We start from the raw sequence: 21,129 nt of genomic DNA on the forward strand, positions 1-21,129 counted from the left end.
CGATGGCGAGCGTCCGCCTTCTTGCCGACGATCTCACCGGTGCGCTCGACACCGCAGCCGAGTTCGTGGGCCTGTGCGGACCGTTCGACGTGACCTGGCCGGAGGCGCTTTCGACCAATAAGTCGTCAAGTATAGCGATCGACAGCGGCACCCGCGAGCTGGCACGGGCCGAGAGCGTCGAGATCGTCGGACGGCTGGCGCCGCTGCTTTGTGAAGGCACCATCGCCTACAAGAAGGTCGACAGCCTGTTGCGCGGAGCGTGGGCGGCCGAGCTTGCCGCCTGCTTGCGTAACGGCCATTGGGCCTCCTGCGTCGTTGCACCGGCCTTCGCCTATCAGGGGCGCCGCACCCGCGATAGCCAGCAATTCGCGCGCACGCCGGATGGCGACTGGTATCCGGTCGGCGCCAACCTTCTGGCGCAGCTCAAAGCGGAGAACATCGACGCCCGCCAAGGCCGGCCCGGCACGCTGTCGCATGGCGGCGTCCAGGTCTTCGATGCCGAGAGCGACCGCGATCTCGATCGCGTGGTCGAGATGGGCCATCGGCTTGCGGCACCCGTGCTGTGGTGCGGGAGCGGCGGATTGGCCGGTGCCTTGGCACGCGGCCGCCGCGCTGATGCGCCGCGCCATCTGAAAAAGCCGGTGCTGGGATTGTTCGGCTCCGATCAGATCGTCACCGCGTCCCAGCTTGAGGCGTGTGGAGAGGCTAGCATCACGCTCGCGGAGGGCGAGGCCGAAAGTGCGGCGCGGGTGCGCCGCAAGCTTGCCGGTGAAGGCGTGGCGCTGGTGAAGTTTTCGCTGCCCGAGGGATTGTCGCGCGCCGAGGCGGCACAGCGGATCGCGAATGAAATTACCGCGTTGATTGCGACACTTGATCCTCCCGGCACGCTGCTTGTCGCCGGTGGCGAGACCTTGAAGGCGCTCTGCGTCGCGCTCGGTGCGCAGGCGTTGCAGGTCGCCGGCCGCATCGCGCCAGGCTTGCCACGCTCCATCCTTCAGGGCGGCCGCTGGGCCGGCGTTGACGTGATCTCCAAATCCGGAGCGTTTGGTACAAGGGAGCTGTGGCGCGATCTGCTCCATGACAATCAACTGCTCAGCACAGGGAAACCGACATGACCCCTCGCCATCTTGCGATCACCATGGGCGATCCGGCCGGGATCGGGCCTGAGATCATCGTCAAAGCCTGCATCGGCTTGCAGGACAGGATCGCCAAGGGCGATCTGCGCCTTCTGATCATCGGCAGCGGCGCCGCATTGAGCGCCGCGAAGGCCGCGGCTGGCACCAGCATCGCGATTCCGGAAGTGGGTGCCGAAGACCGCGATTGGCCCAATCTCTGTTTTCTGCAGGCCGACGCCGAGGGCGCGCCGATCCAGCCGGGCGTGCTGAGTGCCGATGGCGGACGGTTTGCCTTCAAGGCGGTCGAGCAGGGCGTGCGGCTGACGCAGGCTGGCCGGACCGCGGCGATCGTCACGGCGCCCTTGAACAAGGAAGCACTCAACAAGGCGGGCTACCACTATCCCGGGCACACCGAGATGCTGGCGCATCTCACCGGCGTACGCGGCTCGGTGATGCTCCTGGCCCATGGCAACATGCGCGTCAGCCATGTCTCAACGCATGTGGCGCTGGAGGATGTGCCGAAGCGCTTGACGGCGGAGCGGCTCCGTCAGGTGATCGATCTCACCGACGATGCGCTGCGCCGGCTCGGCATCGCGCGCCCGAAGATCGCCATCGCAGCGCTCAATCCCCATGCCGGAGAGGGCGGGTTGTTCGGCCGGCAGGATATCGATGTCTCGGCGCCGACCATTGCCAAGGCAGTCGCCGATGGCCTCGACGTCGTCGGGCCGGTGCCGGGCGACACCATCTTCGTCAAGCTGCGCGCCGGCCAGTTCGACGCGGCGGTCGCGATGTATCACGACCAGGGCCACATTCCGGTGAAGCTGTTGGGCTTCCAGGTCGATCCCGCGACCGGCCGCTGGCAGGAGCTTTCCGGTGTCAACATCACGCTGGGCCTTCCGATTATCCGCACCTCTGTCGACCACGGCACCGCTTTCGATATCGCAGGCAAAGGCATCGCCAACGAGCACAGCCTGATCGAGGCCATCGAGTACGCCGAACGCCTGGCGGGCGGCACTTCGATCGCGCCAAAGTGATGAGAGCAGACGCCCAATGACCAATTGCTTCACGCCGATCGAAATCCTTCGTCCCACCATCATCGAGTTCGGATGCGGAACGATTGCCGCAGCGGCACGCTTCGCCGGACGGATCGGCGCGCGGCGGCCGCTGGTGATTTCGGATCCGTTCAACGCGCGGCGCGTCGATCAACTGGCGCTGCCTGGAGCAGTCAAGGTATTCGGCGACGTGAAGGCCGAGCCGGATCTGCCCAACCTCGAAAAGGCGGTGGCGATGGCGCGTGACGCCACGCCCGACCTGATCGTCGGTTTTGGCGGCGGCAGTGCGATGGATCTCGCCAAGCTGGTGGCCGTGCTCTGCACGGGTGAAGCGGTCTTTGCCGATATCGTGGGCGCCGAGAAGGTTGCGGGACGCAGCGTGGCGCTGATGCAGATCCCGACCACGTCGGGGACCGGCAGCGAAGCCGGCACCCGTGCGCTCGTTACCGATCCGGCCAGCCGCAACAAGCTCGCGGTGCAGAGCCGCTTCATGCTGGCTGACATCGCCATCGTCGATCCCGACCTTACGATGACAGTGCCGCGCGATGTCACCGCGGCGACGGGTGTCGACGCGCTGGCGCATTGCGTCGAGGCCTACACCAGCCGCAAGGCGCATCCGGCCATCGACCTCTACGCGATCGAAGGCGCGCGGCTGGTTGGACGCTATCTGCGGCGGGCGGTATCTGATGGCAGCGATCGCGAGGCGCGTGCGGGACTGGCGCTGGCCTCGCTCTATGGCGGATATTGCCTCGGCCCGGTCAATACGACGGCCGGGCACGCGGTCGCCTATCCGCTCGGCACACGGCATCACGTGGCGCACGGCCTCGCCTGCGCGGTGATCTTCCCGCATACGCTGGCGTTCAACATGCCGGCGGCCACGATGAAGACGATCGCGGTGCTGCACGCGCTCGGCCTGCCGGAGCACAATATTCCGGCGGCCGCGTTCGACGCGACTTACGGTTTTTGCGCCGATCTCGGCGTCGAGATGCGGTTGTCCGCACTCGGCGTTCCCAAGGACGATCTCGGCGTCATGGCGGACGAGGCGTACGCCATTCGCCGCTTGCTCGACAACAACCCGCGCGAATTGAGCCGTGACGAGATTCTGAAGATGTACGAGACGGCGTTCTAGCCGATCGGCCCGGGTCTGGACGGCTGCAAATCAATAACAAGCAGAGGAAACTTCGATGAGATTGATGAGGCTTATTGTTGCGTCGGCGATGCTGTTGGCGACGCCACCCACGAGGGCGGAGGAGGTGTATCCTTCCAGGCAGGTGAGCGTGATCGTTCCCTTCGCCGCCGGCGGCACCGCAGATATTTTCGCGCGCATGGTCGCCAATCATCTTCAGGCGAAGCTGGGCAAGCCGTTCGTGGTCGAGAATGTCGGCGGCGCCGGCAGCATCGTCGGCGTGACGCGGCTGGCGCGATCGGCGGCGGACGGGCTGACCCTCGGGCTCGCCAGCACCTCCGCGCTTGCGATCAACCCGTCGCTATACGGTCCGAAGCTCAGCTACCAGCCCGACAAGGATCTGCGGCCGATCATGCAGATCAGCGTCGTGCCCAACGTTCTCGTCGTCAACCCCGATAAGATCAAGGCACGCACCGTGCCGGATCTGATCGCCTACCTGAAGGCCAATCCTGACAAGGTCTCGTTCGGCTCGGCGGGCGTCGGCACTTCGCAGCATCTGGCGGGCGAATTGTTTCAGCAGATGACCGGCACCAAGATGGTGCACGTGCCCTACAAGGGCTCGAGCACGATGCTCACGGATCTGATCAGCGGCCAGATCGACCTTGCCTTCGATATGTGCCGCTGCTGCTGCCGCAAGCCAAGGACGGCAAGCTGGCGCTGATCGCCGCCGCGACGCCCAAGCGCGCGTCGTTCGATCCGAACCTTCCTACCGTCGCCGAGTATCTGCCCGGTTTCGAGGCGGTCGCCTGGCACGGATTCTTCGTGCCGGCGGCGACGCCGAAGCCGATCGTGGAGAAGCTGTCGGCCGAAATCCGGGTCTTTATGCAGCAGCCGGAGACGGTGCAGAAGATGGCCGAACTCGGCGCGGACGCGGTTGCACTGGAGCCTGAACCGTTTGCGGCCTACATCGCGTCCGAGACGGCGCGATGGAAGAAGGTCATCGTATCAGCCAACATCAAGCTGGAGTAGGGAGTGCGGGCCTTCCGGAACATCATCTGGAAACAAAGCGATGTCTCCGGAGATTAATTCGATACTTTCGAAGTGGTCTCCGGATGGACATAATGCGGTAACCTCTCGTTTACCATTCCATCCATATCATCTGCGTATGGATTCACACCGCAGACCAAACCCACAGGCTGCCCTGATGACGCTCGAAGCGGCCGCAGCCTCCGCCCGCGGCGGGTTCGGCTGCAGGTTCTCGAGCTCGGAAGAATACGAGATGGCGCTCATCACCGAGCGCCGTGCGCAGGGGCGTTACGATCAGCGCAGAATGCGCTGGCCTGCCATCATGTTCATCGGCTGCGCGCTGATGGTGACCGGTGCGGTGCTGTTGTTCGGCTGACTGCATCCCTCACTTCGCCAGCGGATCTGGCCGCACCTGAATATGCACCGCCCGCGGCTTTGATCCCTTGCCGCCCTCCATCAGCCAGGGAGTGCGGTCGCCGCTCGAGCTCCACAGACCGCGGCCCTTCCAGCCGGCATTTGGATCATCAATGCGGCCGTCGAGGCCCTTGGCGAAAAAGCCGAGCGGATAGGGGATGCGCAGCATCACCATCTGCCCATCCTTGAGGGCGACGAAGCCGTCGTTGAGGTTGGCGGTGGAGATCGGAATATTTTCGCCGAGACCCACCGTGTTGTGATGATCGACCCAGGTGTAATAGCTCGCTTCGGCGCTGGAATTCTCAAGCCCTTCGAAGCCGGGTCCCGGATATTTGAAGTAGGAGAAGCCCTCCGGGCAGTGATTGCCGGTGGCGTCCGGCCCGTTCAGCGGCGCCTTGCATTTGGTGCGATCGAAGCGGATCAGGCTGCCGTTCGAGCCCGAGCCCCACAGCACGCCGTTCTTGTCAATGTCGCCGCCGCGAACGCCGATGCCTTCCTTCGGAATGGCATAGAATTCGGACAGTTTGGTCTTGGGATCGAAGCGCAGGAAGCCCGGCTGCCCCACGAACACGTTGACGGTGTACCAGACCGATCCATCGGTCGGGTGCGGCATCACGGCGTACGGGCCTGAACCCGCGATCCGCATGTCCTTGCCGGCCTCGACCGGCTTGCCCGGCGCGGTGTAGTCGTCGACCTTGCCGTTGCCGTTGGTATCGAGCACGAACGGCGCCCAACCCTGCGCTTTGACGGCGTCGCCGGTCTCGTCCCACAGCCTGGTGTTGATCCAGCCGGCGACCGGCCCGGTCCCCGAAGTCCAAAGCGTGTCGTCGGCGTCGTAGCCGAATTGCGGGTGATGGGTACCGAAGCAGGTATCGATGAAGCTGTACTTCTGGGTCTTGGGATCGAATACCGTTATCTGCCGGCCGGAGCGTTCGAGCGGGAAGGCCTTGGCCGACGGGTGGTCGGACCCTTTGCGGCAGTAGGCCGGATTTTCAATGCCGCGCACGGCGGCCGCCAGCCAGACGCGGCCCTTCTTGTCGAACATGCTGTTGTGATTGTTGGCCCGCTGGCTCCAGATCTTCTCTTCACCCCAATAGGCCGAGGGGCTGACCGGATTGAGAAGGGCCGTGCCATGGAGCGGAGGCCCGAACGATTCCGGCGCATTGGGATCGGCGACCGGCATTTTCGAGAATGTCACCCTGTGCGTCTTCGGATCGAGGATCGGCATGTCGTCCGACGAGTACTCGTTCGCGCCATACAGCGGGCCGTAGGCGTTGACGGTCGGGTAGCGCCGATCTGACGAGATCAGATCGTGGACGAAGTGTTTTTCGGTCGCCCATTCCCAGGACGAGATGACGACATTGCGCTCGATGCCAGTCGGCCGCGGCGGTTTTTCTTTCGGCAGCTCGCCCTTGGCGACCCGGTCGGTCCAGTCGCCGAAATATTTGAACGGCACGCCGCCCATTTGGCCAGCGAGCCGGTTGACCATCCATTCGCCCGTTTGCCCCGAGGAGACGCGGCGCATCCAGGCTTCCTCGTGCGAATTGAATTCGCCGAACCCGCCGGGGATCGTGCGCGTGGATTCCTGGCCAAGCTGATGGCAGCCGATGCAGTCGACATTGTTCATCCGCTGGCGCCAGATGTCCTGCGTGATCTCCTTCGGGATCTCGGTCGTGCCGCCAAAATCCTTTGCCGGCGGGATCTTCATCATTGTGTACCAGTAGATCGCCGAGTAGTAGTGGGCGGCTGCCGCCTCGTTCGGCGCCGGCACCGCCGTGAGATTGACTTGTTGGCCGGGCTTGGCCCGCAGCTTCGGCGAATCCACCAGCCCATAGCCGCGGACCCAGATGGCGTAGTTCACGCTCCGTGGCAGATCCGGGATCACGTAACGCCCCTGATCGTCAGTGACGACGATCTTGGCGAATTTCGTCGGCAGCTCGGTGGTCTCCGCGATCACCCAGACGCCGGCCTCCGGCCCGTTCGGGCCTGATACCACGCCGCCGATATCGTCATTATCGATGGCGACCGCCGCCGGTTGTTGCGCATACGATGGTCCGACCGACGTACCGAGGACGCCCGCCGCTGCAGTCATCGTGAATGCGAATAGGGCCCGACCGAGATTCATTGTTTGTCTCCCCGTGACCGTGAGCTTCCCGCTCTTCGGGGAAGCGTACATCAAACGAGGGTTGAGGCGGGAGCATGTCACGCGCGCGATTTCCTCATGCTTGTGCGTCTGGCCAGTGTGCGTCGCAGCAGCGCGTGCGTGTCTTTTGCTTTTCGGCAAGCTGGGTTAGACACGGCAATCTGATGGGAAGGCGTAATCAAATGATCACTGAAATCGCACAAATCGACGTCAAGCCGGGCACCGAGAAGGATTTTGAAGCCGCCGTCGCCAAGGCGCGCCCGCTGTTCCTGCGCGCCAAGGGCGGCAAGGGGTTTGAGCTGCACAAATCGATCGAGAAGCCGCAGCGCTATCGGCTGGTGGCGAAGTGGGAGACGCTGGAAAACCACACTGTCGATTTTCGCGGCTCGGAGGACTTCACCGCCTGGCGCGCCTTGGTCGGGTCGTATTTTGCTTCGCCGCCCGAGGTTGAACATACCGAGACGGTGCTGACCACGGCGGATTGACACCGTTTCAGGCCGCCGCCGTGATGGCGACGGGGGCGCCCTCCGCCTTGAAATGGTCGATCATCACCTTGGCGATCGCCATTAGCGGCAGCGCGAGCGCCAGCCCCCAGATGCCGAACACGACGCCGAGCAGGATCTGGAACGCAAACAGCGTCGCCGGCGGAATGTCCAGCGCTTGGCGCTGGATGATCGGCGTCAGCACGTAGCTTTCCAGCGCGTGCACGCCGAGGAACAGGATGAAGGCGGAGAGCCCCGCGACCCATCCGGAGGCGAGGCTCGCCAGCACCACGATCAGCCCGCCGAGGATCGCGCCGACCGTCGGGATGAAGGCGAGCAGGCCGGCCTGGATGCCCAGGATGAACGAGCTCTGGATGCCGATGATCGAGAGCCCGAGCCAGGTCACCAGGAACACGGCTGCCATGGTGATGATCTGCGCGATCAACCAGCGCTCCAGCGTCTCCCCGATCCGGTCGACGATCATGATCGCGCGCGTGCGGTGTCTAGCCGGCGCCATGAACAGCAGTCCGTCGCGATAGACGCCTGGCTGGGTCGCGAAGGCTATTCCCAAGAACAGCACGATGAAGAAGTTTCCGACTGCACTGGCGGTGCCGAGAATCAGTTTCAGGCTCTGGCTGAAGATGGCGCCACCGCTGGCCGCGATCGTGCCGGCGCTCGGAAGCGCGTGCGGCGCCGGCGTCGCGGCGGGCGTCGACGCGGCATCATCTGAGGTCGACGACACGGTGCCAAAGTCGAACAAGCTGGTGTCGATGCCGTTCCGCTCCAGAAAGCCCTTGACGTTGACGAGCTGCGATTTGAGCGTGTTGCTGAGCGCCGTGGTCTGCTGGGCGATCGTGGTGCCGCCGAGGAAGACGATGCCCGACAGCATGCCCGCGACCACCAGGCAGACCACCGTCAGCCGCAGCGCATGCGGCAGCCGCACCACGCGCCCGAGCAGGTTGCTCATGGCGTTGAGGGCGACGCCGAGCAGCATGCCGGTAAACAGCAAGAACAGCGTCGCGGCGAAGTGCCAGGTGAAGGCAAGCAAGGCAGTAAACAGCACGACGCCGATGCCGCCGACCGATATCGCCCACGCCAGATCGCTGCGGGCCTGAAGGCGATTGTCAGCCGGACCGGTCACGTTGATTCCTTCTCGTAGAATAATTGCCGGCAAGTCATTGGCCAAAATGGCGCCGGGATCAAGCGCGAGCGCGCCGGTTGGCTCAATGGTGCCGACACGTCGGCGGCCACCGCGCTCCGGGCGGCCGATCTGCCCGGCGTCGATGCCCGGGAGGGCGTGCGCGCGGAAATAGCAGGGCAGGTCCGCAGGCCGCTGCCGGATATTGATCCGCCGCCCGGCCGCAGGCATTATCTTCTGCAATCATGACCCAACCCAGAAGATCCTTGCACGGGACGATGACAGCGGAAAACTTGCGATGAAGCGGCCCGTGGTCGGTGTGATCGGGAACGCCTATCGCGTCGAAAATCGTTTCCAGACTCAGATGGTCGGAGAGCGCAATTTGCGCGCGGTCGCCGATGTCGCGGGTGCACTGCCGCTGATGTTTGCCGGCTCGCCCGAGATTACCGATATCGGGGCGCTGCTCGATGTCGTCGATGGCATCGTGCTGACCGGCGCGCGGGCCAATGTTCATCCGACGCGTTTCAAGACCGAACCGCATGAGAGGCATGAGCCCTACGACATCCACCGCGATGACGTCGCGCTGGCGCTGACAGAGGCCTGCGTCGCCCGCGGCGTGCCGATCTTCGGCATCTGCCGCGGCCTGCAGGAGATGAATGTCGCCTTTGGCGGTTCGCTGCATCCGGAAATCCGCGAGATTCCCGGCCGTATGAACCATCGCATGCCGCGGCTCGAGAACGGCGAAATCCATCCCGATCCGACGGTGGTGTTTGCCGACCGGCACGACGTTCACCTGACGCCGGGCGGCACATTCGCCAACCTGCTCGGCTGCGAGACCATCCGGGTGAACTCGCTGCACGGGCAGGGCATCCTCGAACCGGGAAAGCGCGTCGTTATCGAAGGCATTGCCGAGGACGGCACCATCGAAGCGATCAGGATAGCGGACGCCCCGGGCTTTGCGCTCGGCGTGCAGTGGCACGCCGAATACGACCCGCAGCGCAATCCGATCAATCGCAAGCTGTTCGAAGCGTTCGGGGCAGCGCTCAAGGCGCACCAGCGGGCGAACTGATCGGGCGCGCGCCCAATGACGTGGAGGTAGTGACGCACACACCGCTGTCATCCCCGCGAAGGCGGGATCCAGTACGCCGCGGCTTCTCGATTCGATCACTAGCGTCTCTGGAATACTGGGTCGCCCGGTCAAGCCATGACAAGTGAGTGTGTGTCCGCGATCTCGCGACGCATTGCTTTCAACTTCCCGCCCTCTCCAATTCAGAGGGCGCGGGGAAGACCGGGTGCGCGCCGCACCCGCGGTCTCGTGTGCTGCTTGCGCATAAAGAAAATGCACACGAGCATACAGGTTCGGCGGAAACACTCCGGCCTTCCCTGCGCAATGGCTTTACGGCTTACTTCGTGCTCTCCCCGGAGAACGGCTCTTTTGCCTCCGTCGCCCCTGAGCAGCTTTCGCTCCTTAAGGACTTAACGCCAGCACCGCGGCGCCCGAACCACACGACTTCGCCGTACGCTTACCGCGCGCAACGTCTCTCGCGCCATCCGCGTCCATCGCACCCCACCGCGCGTTCGTGACGTTCGCGAGCGCCCCTCATCTGCGGTGAGACGGGCGGAGTTATGCGACTGATTTGGGTGCGAACGAAAGCGGAATATTTTTGATTTGCGGGCTTGACACGATTTCTGAAAATCAGAAGTGATTTGCCGTCGTGTTGATCTGTCGCAGCTCTCATCGCGAGATCGCGCTTGCGCCGGAGGCAAATCAGCATGTCGCGCGCAATGCCTCGACTTGCGCTGCATGGTGCCGAGACCGACGGCAGTTAGACGGAAACATTAGACAGCCGTAGGTAGATCTATCCTGCTTTTACGCCCTAGACTCGCCGCAATTATCTCACCAGATCCGCACAGCTATGTCCCCTGAAATCGCCGTACTCCCGTCACAGCCGTCAGTTTGTAGGTTCCCGTATTCGGCCAACGTCATCCGTCACGTTCCGCAAAGCGTGATCGGGCTGACGAACGAAAAAATCGCATGGCAAAGGCAGGAATATCACGACACCGCCCGGTGTTCATTGAGCCAGGCTCGCCGGCCAAGCGAGCAAAGTTCCACATCGGAAACCTAAACGTGCTTCTAACGCGCCGTCATAATACGCGATTTGCGACTTGGTTATAACGCTAGGTAGTAAGTGATGAAGCTTCCTGTTTTGGCCGTTGTGCTTGCTATGTCCCTCTCGGCTGCGCCGCAGATGGGAATTGTCACAGGTGGTGTAACTGGCACCTACATCAAGATTGGCGAGGACATCAAGAAGATCGTCGAGCCGAGCCACATCTCCTTGCAGGTTTTCGAATCGGCCGGCTCTATTCAGAACGTATTCGACGTTCGCAGGAAGCGCGGTGTCCAACTCGGCATCGTGCAGTCGGACGTGCTCGATTATATCCGCGACATTTCTGATGACCATGAACTGAAAGCTATCGCGGCCAAGCTTGCTGCCGTTTATCCGCTTTACAAGGAGGAGGTCCATGTCCTCGGTGATCTTTCCTTGAAATCGCTGCAGGACTTGCACGGCAAACGGGTTGCGATAGGTCCTCAAAGAAGTGGCACATACCTGACCGCAAAGACGATTTTCTTCCAGACGGGGATCACTCCTTCGAAAGAGGTATTTCTCGGAGGCAAGGAAGCCCTGGACTCACTGCGCAAGGGCGAAATTGATGCAATGTTCTATGTGGCTGGCGCGCCGGCAACGCTATTTTCGGAGAACACAACGGGCGATGATAAATTCCAGCTCATCGGAGTGGACGACAAAGCCCTCGACAGCTATCTGACGACTGTCATCCCGGCGGGCACATACAAATGGCAGGAATCCGAGGTGAGAACGGTAGCGGTCAAAGCCGTTCTGATAACGTTTAGCTACGCCGGCGAGCAGTGCCAAAACGTAGCCAAAGTGGCCAAGATTATCCGCGAGAACAAGGATTGGCTGGATGTGAACGGCCATCCGAAATGGCGCGAAGTGAATCTCGACGAGCGATTACCGAAGTGGCCGCAATATGAATGCGTGGCGGCAACGCAGGAGCAGCCGCAGCCCAAGCCAAAGGGCCCGAATATCAAGATCGTGCGCTAGATTGAACGGTTGCCCTCGGGCATCTTCTTCCTCTTTTTGCTGATCGGGCATCCCAGCGCTAAGCCTCAAGACGTACGTTCGCTTTCGAATGATGAAGAGGACATGCCATGCCGAGGGTCTGGCGACCGGCAAAGTAGCCCGCATGAGCGCAGCGACATGCGGGTCTGGTGCCAATCCCGAAGCTATCGTTCCGCTCATCCAGGCTACGCTTGCTGAATAACCAAAAGGCGCCCCGAATGGGGCGCCTTTCGCATCTTGCGACAATGATCCCGGCGGCAAGCCGCCGACTAGCTCACCGGCGATGGTGTCGTCACTGGGCCGTGCGACGTGCCGGAGCTGCGGCCGGCCGCAGCTCCATTGTGGATACGCCTGCGGCAACGTTCACGCCCGTCTGTCCCTGCACGGACAGCGGCTGCATGATGACGGTGCGGTCCGAGCCTCCAACCAGGACGTTGGCGCTCGCTCCGGCGCCGACCGTGCCGCCGGCGGTCGCGCCCGTATAGGTTCCCGCCAATGCCGCCCGGCGCAACGTGGTGGGCGCAAAAATCGCCCAGGCCAACTGGCCGCCGGTCGTGGCACCGATGTCGAGGCCAAGCGTGCTGACGGTGCCCTCGTAGGCTTCGCGCCCTCTGCCTCTTGCTGACGTGTAGATGCAGCTCAGTTGCCGCTGGCCCGCGACAATAAGGCCGACACCGGGCGCTATGTTGCAGGTGAGCGTGCCGACCCTCGTCCGCCCGGTGTCCTGAGCCGTGGCCGGAGCCATGGTAAGGGCGAGCGCCAGGGCGGCACATGTGGTTGCGAGACCACTCAACGATGTTCTATTAAGGGTTGTATAATTCATGGGCGTTCCTCCATCGATGCAATGGACCCCCTCAACGCACAGCGACATCGCGATGTTCCCGTTCCAGATCTCGCTTCGGCTATAACGGCCCTTCAGGTGGTAGATCATTTGGATGTGCTGGACGGTTGACCGGCCGTAGAAACATGGTCCAGCGATCGCTTGCAGCCATATGACCGAATTCTTAGCAGCGTTCAGCCGGGCAAAATCGCGGCATTGCCGGCAATGGGACTGGACTACCCTCATACTTGCGGCTGAGGGTGACATGGTTCTAGCTGGCCATGGCTGATTGGCCGCAGGTAAACTGCTTGGCCTGACGCACGGTCGTTGTCGCACATGGATGGACTGGGGCAAGAGGTGAAGTCGTGCACCCACGCTGGATGAACTGGCTCAGCGCGCTGCTTGTCGCTTTTGTTGTGACCGTTGTGTCGTCGGTTTCGACGGTGCACGCCGCTAAGGATGCGCGCAGGGTGAGCGTGGTATCCTTCGGCCTTTTCGGCGATCAGGGCGTGTTTAGAAGTGAGGCGACCGGGGCAGCACAGGTCGTGGCAAGCCGCTTCGGCGGCGGCCCGATCCGCGTGCAATACAATTCGAAGAAAGGCGGAGGTGCGACGATTGAAGGCCTGGCCACGTCCTTGCAAGCGGCGGCGAATGGGATGGACGCCGAGAACGACATTCTGCTTTTGATCCTAACCTCGCATGGCTCGCCCGCAGGCCTCGCAGTCAAAGCGGGCCGGCTTGAGCAAACGCTCACGCCGTCCAATCTCGCCTACATGCTGGCGCGCACCGGCATGCGATATAAGGTGGTGGTCATCTCGGCCTGCTATTCTGGGGTCTTCGTTCCTCGTCTCGCGAATCCCGATACGCTCGTAATCACGGCGGCCGATGCCGACCATCCGTCATTCGGCTGTCAGGACAAAGCCAAGTGGACCTATTTCGGAAATGCCTTCTTCAATATCGCACTCCGGCAGGCTAACACGCTGAAGGACGCTTTTGTTGTTGCGCGCGCGCTCGTCAAAAAGCGGGAACTGCGCGAGCGCTTCGAGCCATCTAATCCCCTGATGTCAGGCGGCGAAAACGTACAGCCGTTGCTCATTGCGCGTCCTTGAGCGAGGCCAACGACTGTGTGCCGGAAACTGCATCCGGATGATTTCGCGACAGTGCAATTGCGCTCCGTTGACGTCATGGTCATTGGAGCTGATGGAGCGCGTCAAAAGATGTGCAGCCAAGCCATCCCATCTGCGGTAGGATTGTTCGCGGGCGGAGCCCCGATGGGCTCGCCTGCAGACGGTGTTAGAGGGAGGAAAATACTCAACGCTAGGGAGGAGCTAAACAATGAAAATCAGTTCGCTTACGCGGATGGCTCTGGTCGCTGCAGTCTCTGCCACATTGGTGCTAGCCGTCACGGCGCACGCGCAGCAGGCTCGAACGATGAAGATCCAATCGGCAGTGCCCCCGTCATCCACGACGCAGGATGCCTTGAAGTTTTTCGCTGACCGGGTGGACAAGCTGACAGCGGGCCAACTCAAGATCGAGGCCCTGCCAGGCGGCGCCATCGTCCCGCCGTTCGAGATTCTCGATGCAGCGCACAAGAAGGTCATCGACGGCGCCTGGGGCATCTCCTATTGGTGGTTCGGCAAGAACAAGGCTGCGACCCTGTTCGCCAATACCCCCGCGGGCATCGCCGGTATGGATCCTGTCGATTTCATCGGCTGGGTTTACGAGGGCGGCGGCCTCGATCTGTGGAACGAGTTCTACCAGAAGGAGCTCAAGCTCAACCTGGTCGCCTTTCCCAGCATGCCGCCGAGCCCGCAGGCGCTCGGTTGGTTCAAGCGTCCGATCAAGGACCTCAACGACTTCCGGGGCATGAAGTGCCGACAGACGGGCATCGTCGCCGAGCTCTACTCCAAGATGGGCATGGCCGTGGTCAACATGCCGGGCGGCGAGATACTGCCTGCGGCCGAGCGCGGCACCATCGACTGTGCCGAGTGGGTCGGCGGCATCGAGGACCAGCGGCTGGGGCTGCATACCGTGTGGAAGTACCACTACACGCCTGGCATGCACGAGAGCGCATCGGTGGCTGAGATCGCCTTCAACAAGGAAGTATGGGACAGCCTCCCGCCCCAGAACAAGGAGGCCATCAAGTCGGCGGTTTCAGAGACGTTCCTCCGCTGGTGGGCGAGCTACCAGCGCCAGAACGCGGATGCGATTGCCGAATTTGCGGAGAAGCACGGCGTGAAGCTGTTGACCACGCCGCCGGAGGTGAACCAGGCTTTCCTCAAGACCTGGGATGAATTCGCGGCCGCCGAGTCGGCCAAGAATCCGTTTTTCAAGAAGGTCTACGACTCCCAGAGGGCCTATGCCGCCAAGGTGGTGCCGGCCAAGCGCTTCATGTTCCCGCCCTACGCTTTTCAGGCGGACTACTACTGGCCGCCGAAGGAGGGCAAGTAGCACCAGGAGAGCATCAAACCGATGGGCGGCGGCCGCGCCACCCCTTCTTGCTATCTTACTGCATGGGGTAGCCACAGGGCGATTTGCGGCCACAGCAGCAGCAATATGAGCACGAAGACCTGGATCACCATGTAGTCGGCCATACCCTTGTAGATCGTGGCGAGACTCCAGTTCGGCACGACGTTGCGCAGATAGTAGGCCGACATGGCTACGGGCGGACTGAGATAAGCGGTCTGCATGTTGACGGCGGTGAGCGTGCCGAACCAGATCAGCAGGTCGAGCTTGCCGAGGCCCAACTGCAGCTTTTCCACCACCGGAAGGGCGATCGGCAGGAACACCAGGATGATCACGGGCCATTCGAACGGCCATCCAAGCACGAAGAAGATCGCCATGATGAGGGCGAGCTTCCACCAGTCGCCCAAGGGAACGGCGAGCAGGTAGTTGGTGATCAGATTGGCCGAGCCGAGCTTGGTAAAGACGGCACCGAACACGGTTGAGGCCACTGCCAGGAACAGCACCATGGCGGAGGTCACCATCGTGCCGATGCCGGCATTGGTGAGCGACTGCACGCTGAGCCGGCGGTACACGAGAGCCAGGATGGCGGCGCCGAACGCTCCACAGGAGGCAGCCTCGGTCGGCGTTGCCAAGCCGCCGACGATGGTGCCAAGAGTAAAGCCGATCAGCGCGCTGAGTGGTGCGACGCCCAGCACGATCGCGCGGAAATAGGCGTTGCGGACATAGGCCCACGCCGTCAGTAGTGCCGGCGCCAGTGCCGCTATCGACACGCTGATCCCGCCGATCGTCACCGGAAGAGTCGGCGCGCGGGTAGCCCCGAGCAACAGGTAGACAAGCAGATAGACGATCGCCATGAGGCAGAGAAGCGCCAGGATCAGTACCGGCATTCCCACCTTTTCTGTGGTCATCTCCTTGTAGGCGGCCACGCGCTCCTCGACCGTCATGGCCGGGCCGAGCTTGGGGGCCAGGAAGCTTCGGGTCAGCGTGTAGGCGATGTAACAGCCGGCGAGCAGGAAGCCGGGGCCGAACGCGGCCGAGTACAGCAGGTTGACGGGAACGCCCATGACCGGGCCCATCACCACCAGCATGACGCTGGGCGGAATGAGAATCCCGAGCGTGCCGCCGGCAGCGATGGCCCCCGAGGACAGCCGGGCGTCGTAGCCGGTCTTGATCATCATCGGCGCGGCCATGATGCCGAGCACCGTGACCGCCGCGCCGACGATGCCCGTCGCCATGGCGAAGATCGTCGCCGTCAGGATCACCGCCAGATAGAGCGAGCCGCGTACCGGTGCGAGCAGGCTGCGCATCGCGCCGAACAGGCGCTCCATCAGCCCGGCCTGCTCGGTCATGTATCCCATGAAGATGAACAGCGGCACGGCCGGAAAGATCTCGTCCTTCATCGTGCCCCAGATCTGCAGGTAGCTCAGGTTGAAGGTCTGCTCCCAGCCCAGTCCGAAGCCGCCAAAGATAATCGCGAGAAACAGCAGCGTGAAGGAGATCGGGAATCCGATGAAGATGACCGCGACCATGCAGACCAGCATGATGAGGCCCAGGAGCTCGGAATAGCTCATGTTCAGACCTCGATCTTCTCGTGCTTAGTCAGAAACTCGCCGGTGCGCCATGCCCACAGGCTCTTCATGAGCTCCGAGATGCCCTGCAGGGACAGCATGAACGCGGTGAGCGGAATAACACCGCGCAGCGGCCATAATATCGGCGTCCAGGCCCCGGAGCTCGAGCGCTCGTCTATCGAGATCGAGTAAAGGAAGTCATCGATCGAGATGTAGAACAGCACGGCCATCGTCGGCAGGAAGAACAGGATGAATGCGAGGCTGTCGATCATGCCTTTGGTGCGGTCCGAAAACCCCTCCCACAGCATGTCGGTGCGCACGTGAGCGCCCTTGAGAAGCGCCAGCGCCGATCCCAGCATGAAGAGGGCCGCATACGACATGGTCGTTACGTCGAGCGCCCAGACGGTGGGACTCTTCAGCAAGTAGCGGGCGAAAACCTCGATAACGTTGGCGAACACGAGGGGAATGATGAGGAGCATGAAGAGTTGGCCGCTCCAATCCGTGAACTTGTCGATGGTGCGGATAACGGCCAAATAGCCCCGGGGAGGCGTCGGCTTTGGCGGCGAGGAGACGCTGGTCATTGCATTGGCCATCAGCTGACCCTCAGAGGCAGCCCCTGTCGTGGACCCGTGCCGCACCATCCAGTGCGATCGATCAGTCCCCGTCGAGCGGTCGATAGAATGTTACTTTAGCGGCGATCTCGGCGCCAGCGGCTGGATAGCCGTCGTCGCCGCCCAGGCCCGCGGACGGCCATCCAGCCGCCAGACGAACTGCAAAAAGAAAAGGCGCCCCGCAAGGAGCGCCTTTCGCCTTGATGGACGATGAACCTCGCAGCGCGAGCGCCGCGCAGGATCACTGCGAATAATACATCTCGAACTCGACCGGGTGCGGGGTCATTTCGAAGCGCTCGACTTCGGTCATCTTCAGCTCGATGAAGCTGTCGATGAAGTCGTCGTCGAACACGCCGCCGTTCTTCAGGAACGCGCGGTCCTTGTCGAGGTTTTCCAGTGCCTCGCGAAGCGAGCCGCATACGGTCGGGATCTGCTTCAGCTCTTCCTTCGGCAGATCGTAGAGATCCTTGTCCATCGCCGGACCCGGATCGATCTTGTTCTTGATGCCGTCGAGGCCGGCCATCAGCATCGCGGCGAAGCCGAGATAGGGGTTGGCCATCGGATCGGGGAAGCGGACTTCGACGCGCTTGGCCTTCGGGTTTGCCGTGTAGGGAATGCGACAGGAGGCCGAGCGGTTGCGCGCGGAGTAGGCGAGCAGCACCGGAGCTTCATAGCCAGGGACCAGACGCTTGTAGGAGTTGGTCGACGGGTTGGTGAAGGCGTTGATCGCTCTGGCGTGCTTGATGATGCCGCCGATGTAGTGGAGGCAGGTCTCCGACAGGTCGGCGTATTTGTTGCCGGCGAACACCGGCTTGCCGTCCTTCCAGATCGACTGGTGGCAGTGCATGCCCGAGCCGTTGTCGCCATAGACCGGCTTCGGCATGAAGGTGGCGGTCTTGCCGTAGATGTGCGCGACCTGGTGGATGCAGTATTTGTAGATCTGCATCTGGTCGGCCATCAGCGTCAGCGTGTCGAACTTCATGCCCAGCTCGTGCTGGGCGGAAGCGACTTCGTGGTGATGCTTCTCGACCTTGACGCCCATCTTGGCCATGGCGCCGAGCATTTCCGAGCGCATGTCCTGCACCGAGTCCTGCGGCGGAACCGGGAAGTAGCCGGCCTTGGTGCGGATGCGGTGACCGAGATTGCCGCCCTCATATTCGGTGTCCGAATTAATCGGCAACTCTGAGGCATCGAGCCTGAAGCCGGTGTTGTAGGGAGTGGTCTGGTAGCGCACGTCGTCGAACACGAAGAACTCGGCTTCGGGGCCGAAGAACACGGTGTCGCCGACGCCCATCGACTTGACCATCGCCTCGGCCTTCTTGGCCATGCCGCGCGGGTCGCGATTGTAGGGCTCGCCGGTGGTCGGCTCGAGCACGTCGCAGATGATGACCATGGTGGTTTCGGCGAAGAACGGATCGATCGTCGCGGTAACGGGATCGGGCATCAGGTTCATGTCGGATTCATTGATCGCCTTCCACCCGGCGATCGAGGAACCGTCGAACATCTGGCCTTCGGCAAAGGTGTCCTCTTCGATCATGCTGACGTCGAAGGTCACGTGCTGCCACTTGCCGCGCGGATCGGTGAAGCGCAGATCGACGTATTTTACGTCGTTGTCCTTGATCGACTTCATGACGTCTTTGGCGGTCTTCATGAATACCCCTTTTGGCTACGGACGGTTTCCAGGACGCGACATTTCGCAGACGATCGTTTAGAGATGCCGCGAACGAAATCGGGCTGCTGAAGCAGCCCTTTTCTTGCTTTTTAGCCGCAAAATTCGGGATACCACCCGGCTTAGATAGCGTCCAGCCCGGATTCGCCGGTTCTGATCCGGATCGCTTCCTCGATGTTGGAGACGAAGATTTTGCCGTCGCCGATGCGCCCGGTCTGGGCGGCACGGCGGATCGCGTCGATCGCCTTCTCGACCAGTTCGTCCGAAATCACGATCTCGATTTTCACCTTGGGCAGGAAGTCGACGATGTATTCCGCACCGCGATAGAGTTCGGCATGACCCTTCTGCCGGCCGAAACCTTTGGCCTCGGTGACCGTGATACCCTGCAGTCCGACCTCCTGAAGCGCCTCTTTCACCTCGTCGAGCTTGAATGGCTTGATGATCGCTTCAATCTTCTTCACTGAGCGCCTCCCGGGCATTTCCAAAATTGCAGATAGGTCGATGTCGCAGCCTGGTGAATTTCCCTGGCGCCGTCTGGTTTGATCCTTGCATCCGGCAAAGCCGGACTGCTCATTATTGCCGCTGACTGCGACGATCTTGAGCCCGGTCTCGTAACCGCTTCCTGAAAAGCAGGGTCTATGCCAAGTTGTTGATGCGCCTGATTTCGGAACGTTATCAGACTTTTAACAGGCAAATGAAAGAGGTTGCGCCGACCGTTGCATGATAGCGAAGCCTGCAAAATAGGCAAATCGATCAATTGGTGTGCAAACGAGGTGGCGCGGGCCGCAGGACGCGACGGAATATGCCTCCAGAAAAGGCTGACGGATCGAGGATTCGGCATGGAAGTTTTGACCACGGGTGAGATGGAGCGTGCCGACCGGCTCACGATTGCCGCCGGCACGCCCGGCTTCGCGCTGATGATGAGCGCGGGCCAGGCGGTGGCCGAAGCCGCGATGGACCTCGTCGAGGAGGGGCCGATCGTGGTCGTTGCCGGCCGCGGCAACAATGGCGGCGACGGTTTCGTCGCAGCCGCCGAACTCGCCGCGCGCGGCCGCGAGGTGTCCGTCATCCTGCTCTGCGAGCGCGACAGTCTGCAGGGCGATGCCGCGCTCGCCGCACGCGGCTGGAAGTATCCGGTGCTGCCGTTCAACCCACAGGCGATCGGCAAGCCGGCCCTGATCGTTGATGCGCTGTTCGGCGCCGGGCTCAATCGTCCCATCAAGGGCGATCCGCTGGAGATGATCGAGGCGATCAACGCCAACGGCGCGCCGGTGCTCGCGGTCGATCTGCCCAGCGGCATTAATGGGACCACCGGCGCCGTGATGGGCGCGGCGATCAATGCCGTCGAAACCGTGACGTTCTTTCGCCGCAAGCCGGCGCATCTGTTGATGCCCGGGCGGAAACATTGCGGACGCGTGCGCGTCGCCGATATCGGCATCGAGGCGCATGTGCTCGAGGAGATCCGGCCGCAGACGTTCGAGAACATTCCGCAGAACTGGCAGAAATCTTTCCCCGTGCCTGCGATCGACGGGCACAAATATGCCCGCGGCCATGCCGTCGTGCTGTCGGGGGAGCTGGCGTCGACCGGTGCGGCGCGGCTCGCGGCGCGTGGAGCGCTGCGGGCAGGGGCCGGGCTGGTCACGGTAGCCTCGCCGCGCGATGCGCTCGCGGTCAACGCCGCGGCGCTGACGGCCATCATGGTCCGCCCCGTCGATAACGTCGTCCAATTCGCCGAGATGCTCGATGACAGGCGGCTCAGTTCAATCGTGATCGGCCCGGGGGCCGGCATCGGCCCCCGCACGCGCGATTTCGTTCACACCGCGCTGTCGACCAAGCGCTGCCTCGTGCTCGACGCCGACGCGCTGACGAGCTTTGCCGAGGCGCCGGACCGGCTGTTCGAGGCGATCAAGGCGAGCGAGGACCCGCAGGTGGTCCTCACCCCGCATGAAGGCGAGTTTCCGCGCCTCTTCAGCGACATCAGCAACAAGCATCCCGGTCGCTCCAAGCTGGAGCGGGTGCGCGACGCCGCCCAACGCGCAAGCGCCGTGGTGCTGCTGAAGGGGCCGGATACCGTGGTGGCCTCGCCCGATGGCCGCGCCAGCATCGCCTTTAACGCGCCGCCCTGGCTCGCCACCGCCGGCGCCGGCGACGTGCTGGCCGGGATCATCGCAGGCCTGCTGGCGCAAGGCGTGCCGGCGTATGAGGCCGCCAGCATTGGCGTCTGGATGCATGGCGAGGCCGCCGGCGAAGCGGGGCCGGGGTTGATCGCGGAAGACTTGCCTGAGGTGCTGCCCGCCGTGTTCAGGCGGATCTATGATGGGTTGGGGATTGAGTATTAGAACAGCCCGATCCCTAGGAT

Annotated in this window: 19 protein-coding genes; 12 read left to right on the forward strand and 7 right to left on the reverse strand. The window is 62.6% G+C overall.

Annotated elements, in window-relative coordinates; all coding sequences use genetic code 11:
• The first annotated feature begins 2 nt into the window (after positions 1–2).
• From HCN50_RS24720 to HCN50_RS24740, 6 genes are all read left to right on the forward strand, one after another.
• Complete coding sequence (locus HCN50_RS24720; protein ID WP_171712489.1) at positions 3–1,115, forward strand: four-carbon acid sugar kinase family protein; 1,113 nt, start codon at positions 3–5, stop codon at positions 1,113–1,115.
• A complete protein-coding gene (gene pdxA / locus HCN50_RS24725) occupies positions 1,112–2,149 on the forward strand; it encodes a 4-hydroxythreonine-4-phosphate dehydrogenase PdxA (protein WP_171712490.1) in 1,038 nt (345 codons plus the stop codon). Before HCN50_RS24720 ends, pdxA begins: the two co-directional genes overlap by 4 nt.
• Positions 2,150–2,165: 16 nt before the next feature.
• The gene (locus HCN50_RS24730) at positions 2,166–3,296 is read left to right on the forward strand and encodes an iron-containing alcohol dehydrogenase (protein WP_171712491.1); all 1,131 of its coding nucleotides are present in this window, start codon (positions 2,166–2,168) and stop codon (positions 3,294–3,296) included.
• A 55-nt stretch (positions 3,297–3,351) separates the two neighbouring features.
• Positions 3,352–4,014 carry a Bug family tripartite tricarboxylate transporter substrate binding protein gene (locus tag HCN50_RS34305; protein ID WP_283812121.1) on the forward strand — a complete coding sequence of 221 codons (663 nt, stop codon included), beginning with the start codon at positions 3,352–3,354 and terminating at the stop codon, positions 4,012–4,014.
• Positions 3,969–4,322 (forward strand): tripartite tricarboxylate transporter substrate-binding protein, encoded by a 354-nt coding sequence (locus HCN50_RS34310; RefSeq protein WP_311968198.1) that lies wholly within the window; start codon positions 3,969–3,971, stop codon positions 4,320–4,322. The genes HCN50_RS34305 and HCN50_RS34310 overlap by 46 nt, the downstream gene beginning before the upstream one ends.
• A 136-nt stretch (positions 4,323–4,458) precedes the next feature.
• Positions 4,459–4,695, forward strand: a complete 237-nt coding sequence (locus HCN50_RS24740; protein WP_171712492.1) for a hypothetical protein — start codon at positions 4,459–4,461, stop codon at positions 4,693–4,695.
• Positions 4,696–4,704: 9 nt separating this feature from the next.
• On the opposite strand, the gene HCN50_RS24745 is transcribed toward HCN50_RS24740, so the two are convergent.
• Complete coding sequence (locus HCN50_RS24745; protein ID WP_171712493.1) at positions 4,705–6,858, reverse strand: carboxypeptidase-like regulatory domain-containing protein; 2,154 nt, start codon at positions 6,856–6,858, stop codon at positions 4,705–4,707.
• A gap of 200 nt (positions 6,859–7,058) precedes the next feature.
• Between HCN50_RS24745 and HCN50_RS24750 the strand changes: the two genes are divergently transcribed.
• Complete coding sequence (locus tag HCN50_RS24750) at positions 7,059–7,361, forward strand: antibiotic biosynthesis monooxygenase family protein (RefSeq protein WP_171712494.1); 303 nt, start codon at positions 7,059–7,061, stop codon at positions 7,359–7,361.
• 7 nt (positions 7,362–7,368) lie between these two features.
• On the opposite strand, the gene HCN50_RS24755 is transcribed toward HCN50_RS24750, so the two are convergent.
• Positions 7,369–8,499, reverse strand: a complete 1,131-nt coding sequence (locus tag HCN50_RS24755) for an AI-2E family transporter (RefSeq protein WP_171712612.1) — start codon at positions 8,497–8,499, stop codon at positions 7,369–7,371.
• A gap of 295 nt (positions 8,500–8,794) precedes the next feature.
• On the opposite strand from HCN50_RS24755, the gene HCN50_RS24760 reads away from it, so the two are divergent.
• Together HCN50_RS24760 and HCN50_RS24765 are read left to right on the forward strand one after the other, a co-directional pair.
• Positions 8,795–9,565 (forward strand): gamma-glutamyl-gamma-aminobutyrate hydrolase family protein, encoded by a 771-nt coding sequence (locus HCN50_RS24760; RefSeq protein WP_171712495.1) that lies wholly within the window; start codon positions 8,795–8,797, stop codon positions 9,563–9,565.
• Positions 9,566–10,688: 1,123 nt separating this feature from the next.
• The gene (locus HCN50_RS24765) at positions 10,689–11,618 is read left to right on the forward strand and encodes a TAXI family TRAP transporter solute-binding subunit (RefSeq protein ID WP_171712496.1); all 930 of its coding nucleotides are present in this window, start codon (positions 10,689–10,691) and stop codon (positions 11,616–11,618) included.
• A 310-nt stretch (positions 11,619–11,928) separates the two neighbouring features.
• Here the strand turns inward: HCN50_RS24765 and HCN50_RS24770 are convergent, their stop codons facing one another.
• Positions 11,929–12,459: a DUF992 domain-containing protein gene (locus tag HCN50_RS24770; protein WP_235977194.1), complete on the reverse strand. Its 531-nt coding sequence runs from the start codon at positions 12,457–12,459 to the stop codon at positions 11,929–11,931.
• 362 nt (positions 12,460–12,821) lie between these two features.
• On the opposite strand from HCN50_RS24770, the gene HCN50_RS24775 reads away from it, so the two are divergent.
• Both HCN50_RS24775 and HCN50_RS24780 read left to right on the forward strand, forming a co-directional pair.
• Complete coding sequence (locus HCN50_RS24775; RefSeq protein WP_311968199.1) at positions 12,822–13,565, forward strand: C13 family peptidase; 744 nt, start codon at positions 12,822–12,824, stop codon at positions 13,563–13,565.
• Between the two features lie 226 nt (positions 13,566–13,791).
• Positions 13,792–14,907: a TRAP transporter substrate-binding protein gene (locus tag HCN50_RS24780; protein ID WP_171712497.1), complete on the forward strand. Its 1,116-nt coding sequence runs from the start codon at positions 13,792–13,794 to the stop codon at positions 14,905–14,907.
• Between the two features lie 50 nt (positions 14,908–14,957).
• On the opposite strand, the gene HCN50_RS24785 is transcribed toward HCN50_RS24780, so the two are convergent.
• From HCN50_RS24785 to HCN50_RS24800, 4 genes are all read right to left on the reverse strand, one after another.
• Positions 14,958–16,493: a TRAP transporter large permease gene (locus HCN50_RS24785; protein ID WP_171712498.1), complete on the reverse strand. Its 1,536-nt coding sequence runs from the start codon at positions 16,491–16,493 to the stop codon at positions 14,958–14,960.
• 2 nt (positions 16,494–16,495) lie between these two features.
• A complete protein-coding gene (locus HCN50_RS24790; protein WP_171712499.1) occupies positions 16,496–17,083 on the reverse strand; it encodes a TRAP transporter small permease subunit in 588 nt (195 codons plus the stop codon).
• Between the two features lie 259 nt (positions 17,084–17,342).
• Positions 17,343–18,752 (reverse strand): type I glutamate--ammonia ligase, encoded by a 1,410-nt coding sequence (gene glnA, locus HCN50_RS24795; RefSeq protein WP_171712500.1) that lies wholly within the window; start codon positions 18,750–18,752, stop codon positions 17,343–17,345.
• A gap of 140 nt (positions 18,753–18,892) precedes the next feature.
• A complete protein-coding gene (locus HCN50_RS24800) occupies positions 18,893–19,231 on the reverse strand; it encodes a P-II family nitrogen regulator (protein ID WP_027537227.1) in 339 nt (112 codons plus the stop codon).
• 378 nt (positions 19,232–19,609) lie between these two features.
• Between HCN50_RS24800 and HCN50_RS24805 the strand changes: the two genes are divergently transcribed.
• A complete protein-coding gene (locus HCN50_RS24805) occupies positions 19,610–21,109 on the forward strand; it encodes an NAD(P)H-hydrate dehydratase (protein ID WP_171712501.1) in 1,500 nt (499 codons plus the stop codon).
• Positions 21,110–21,129 lie beyond the last annotated feature (20 nt).

Source organism: Bradyrhizobium archetypum, assembly GCF_013114835.1.
Lineage (GTDB): Bacteria > Pseudomonadota > Alphaproteobacteria > Rhizobiales > Xanthobacteraceae > Bradyrhizobium > Bradyrhizobium archetypum.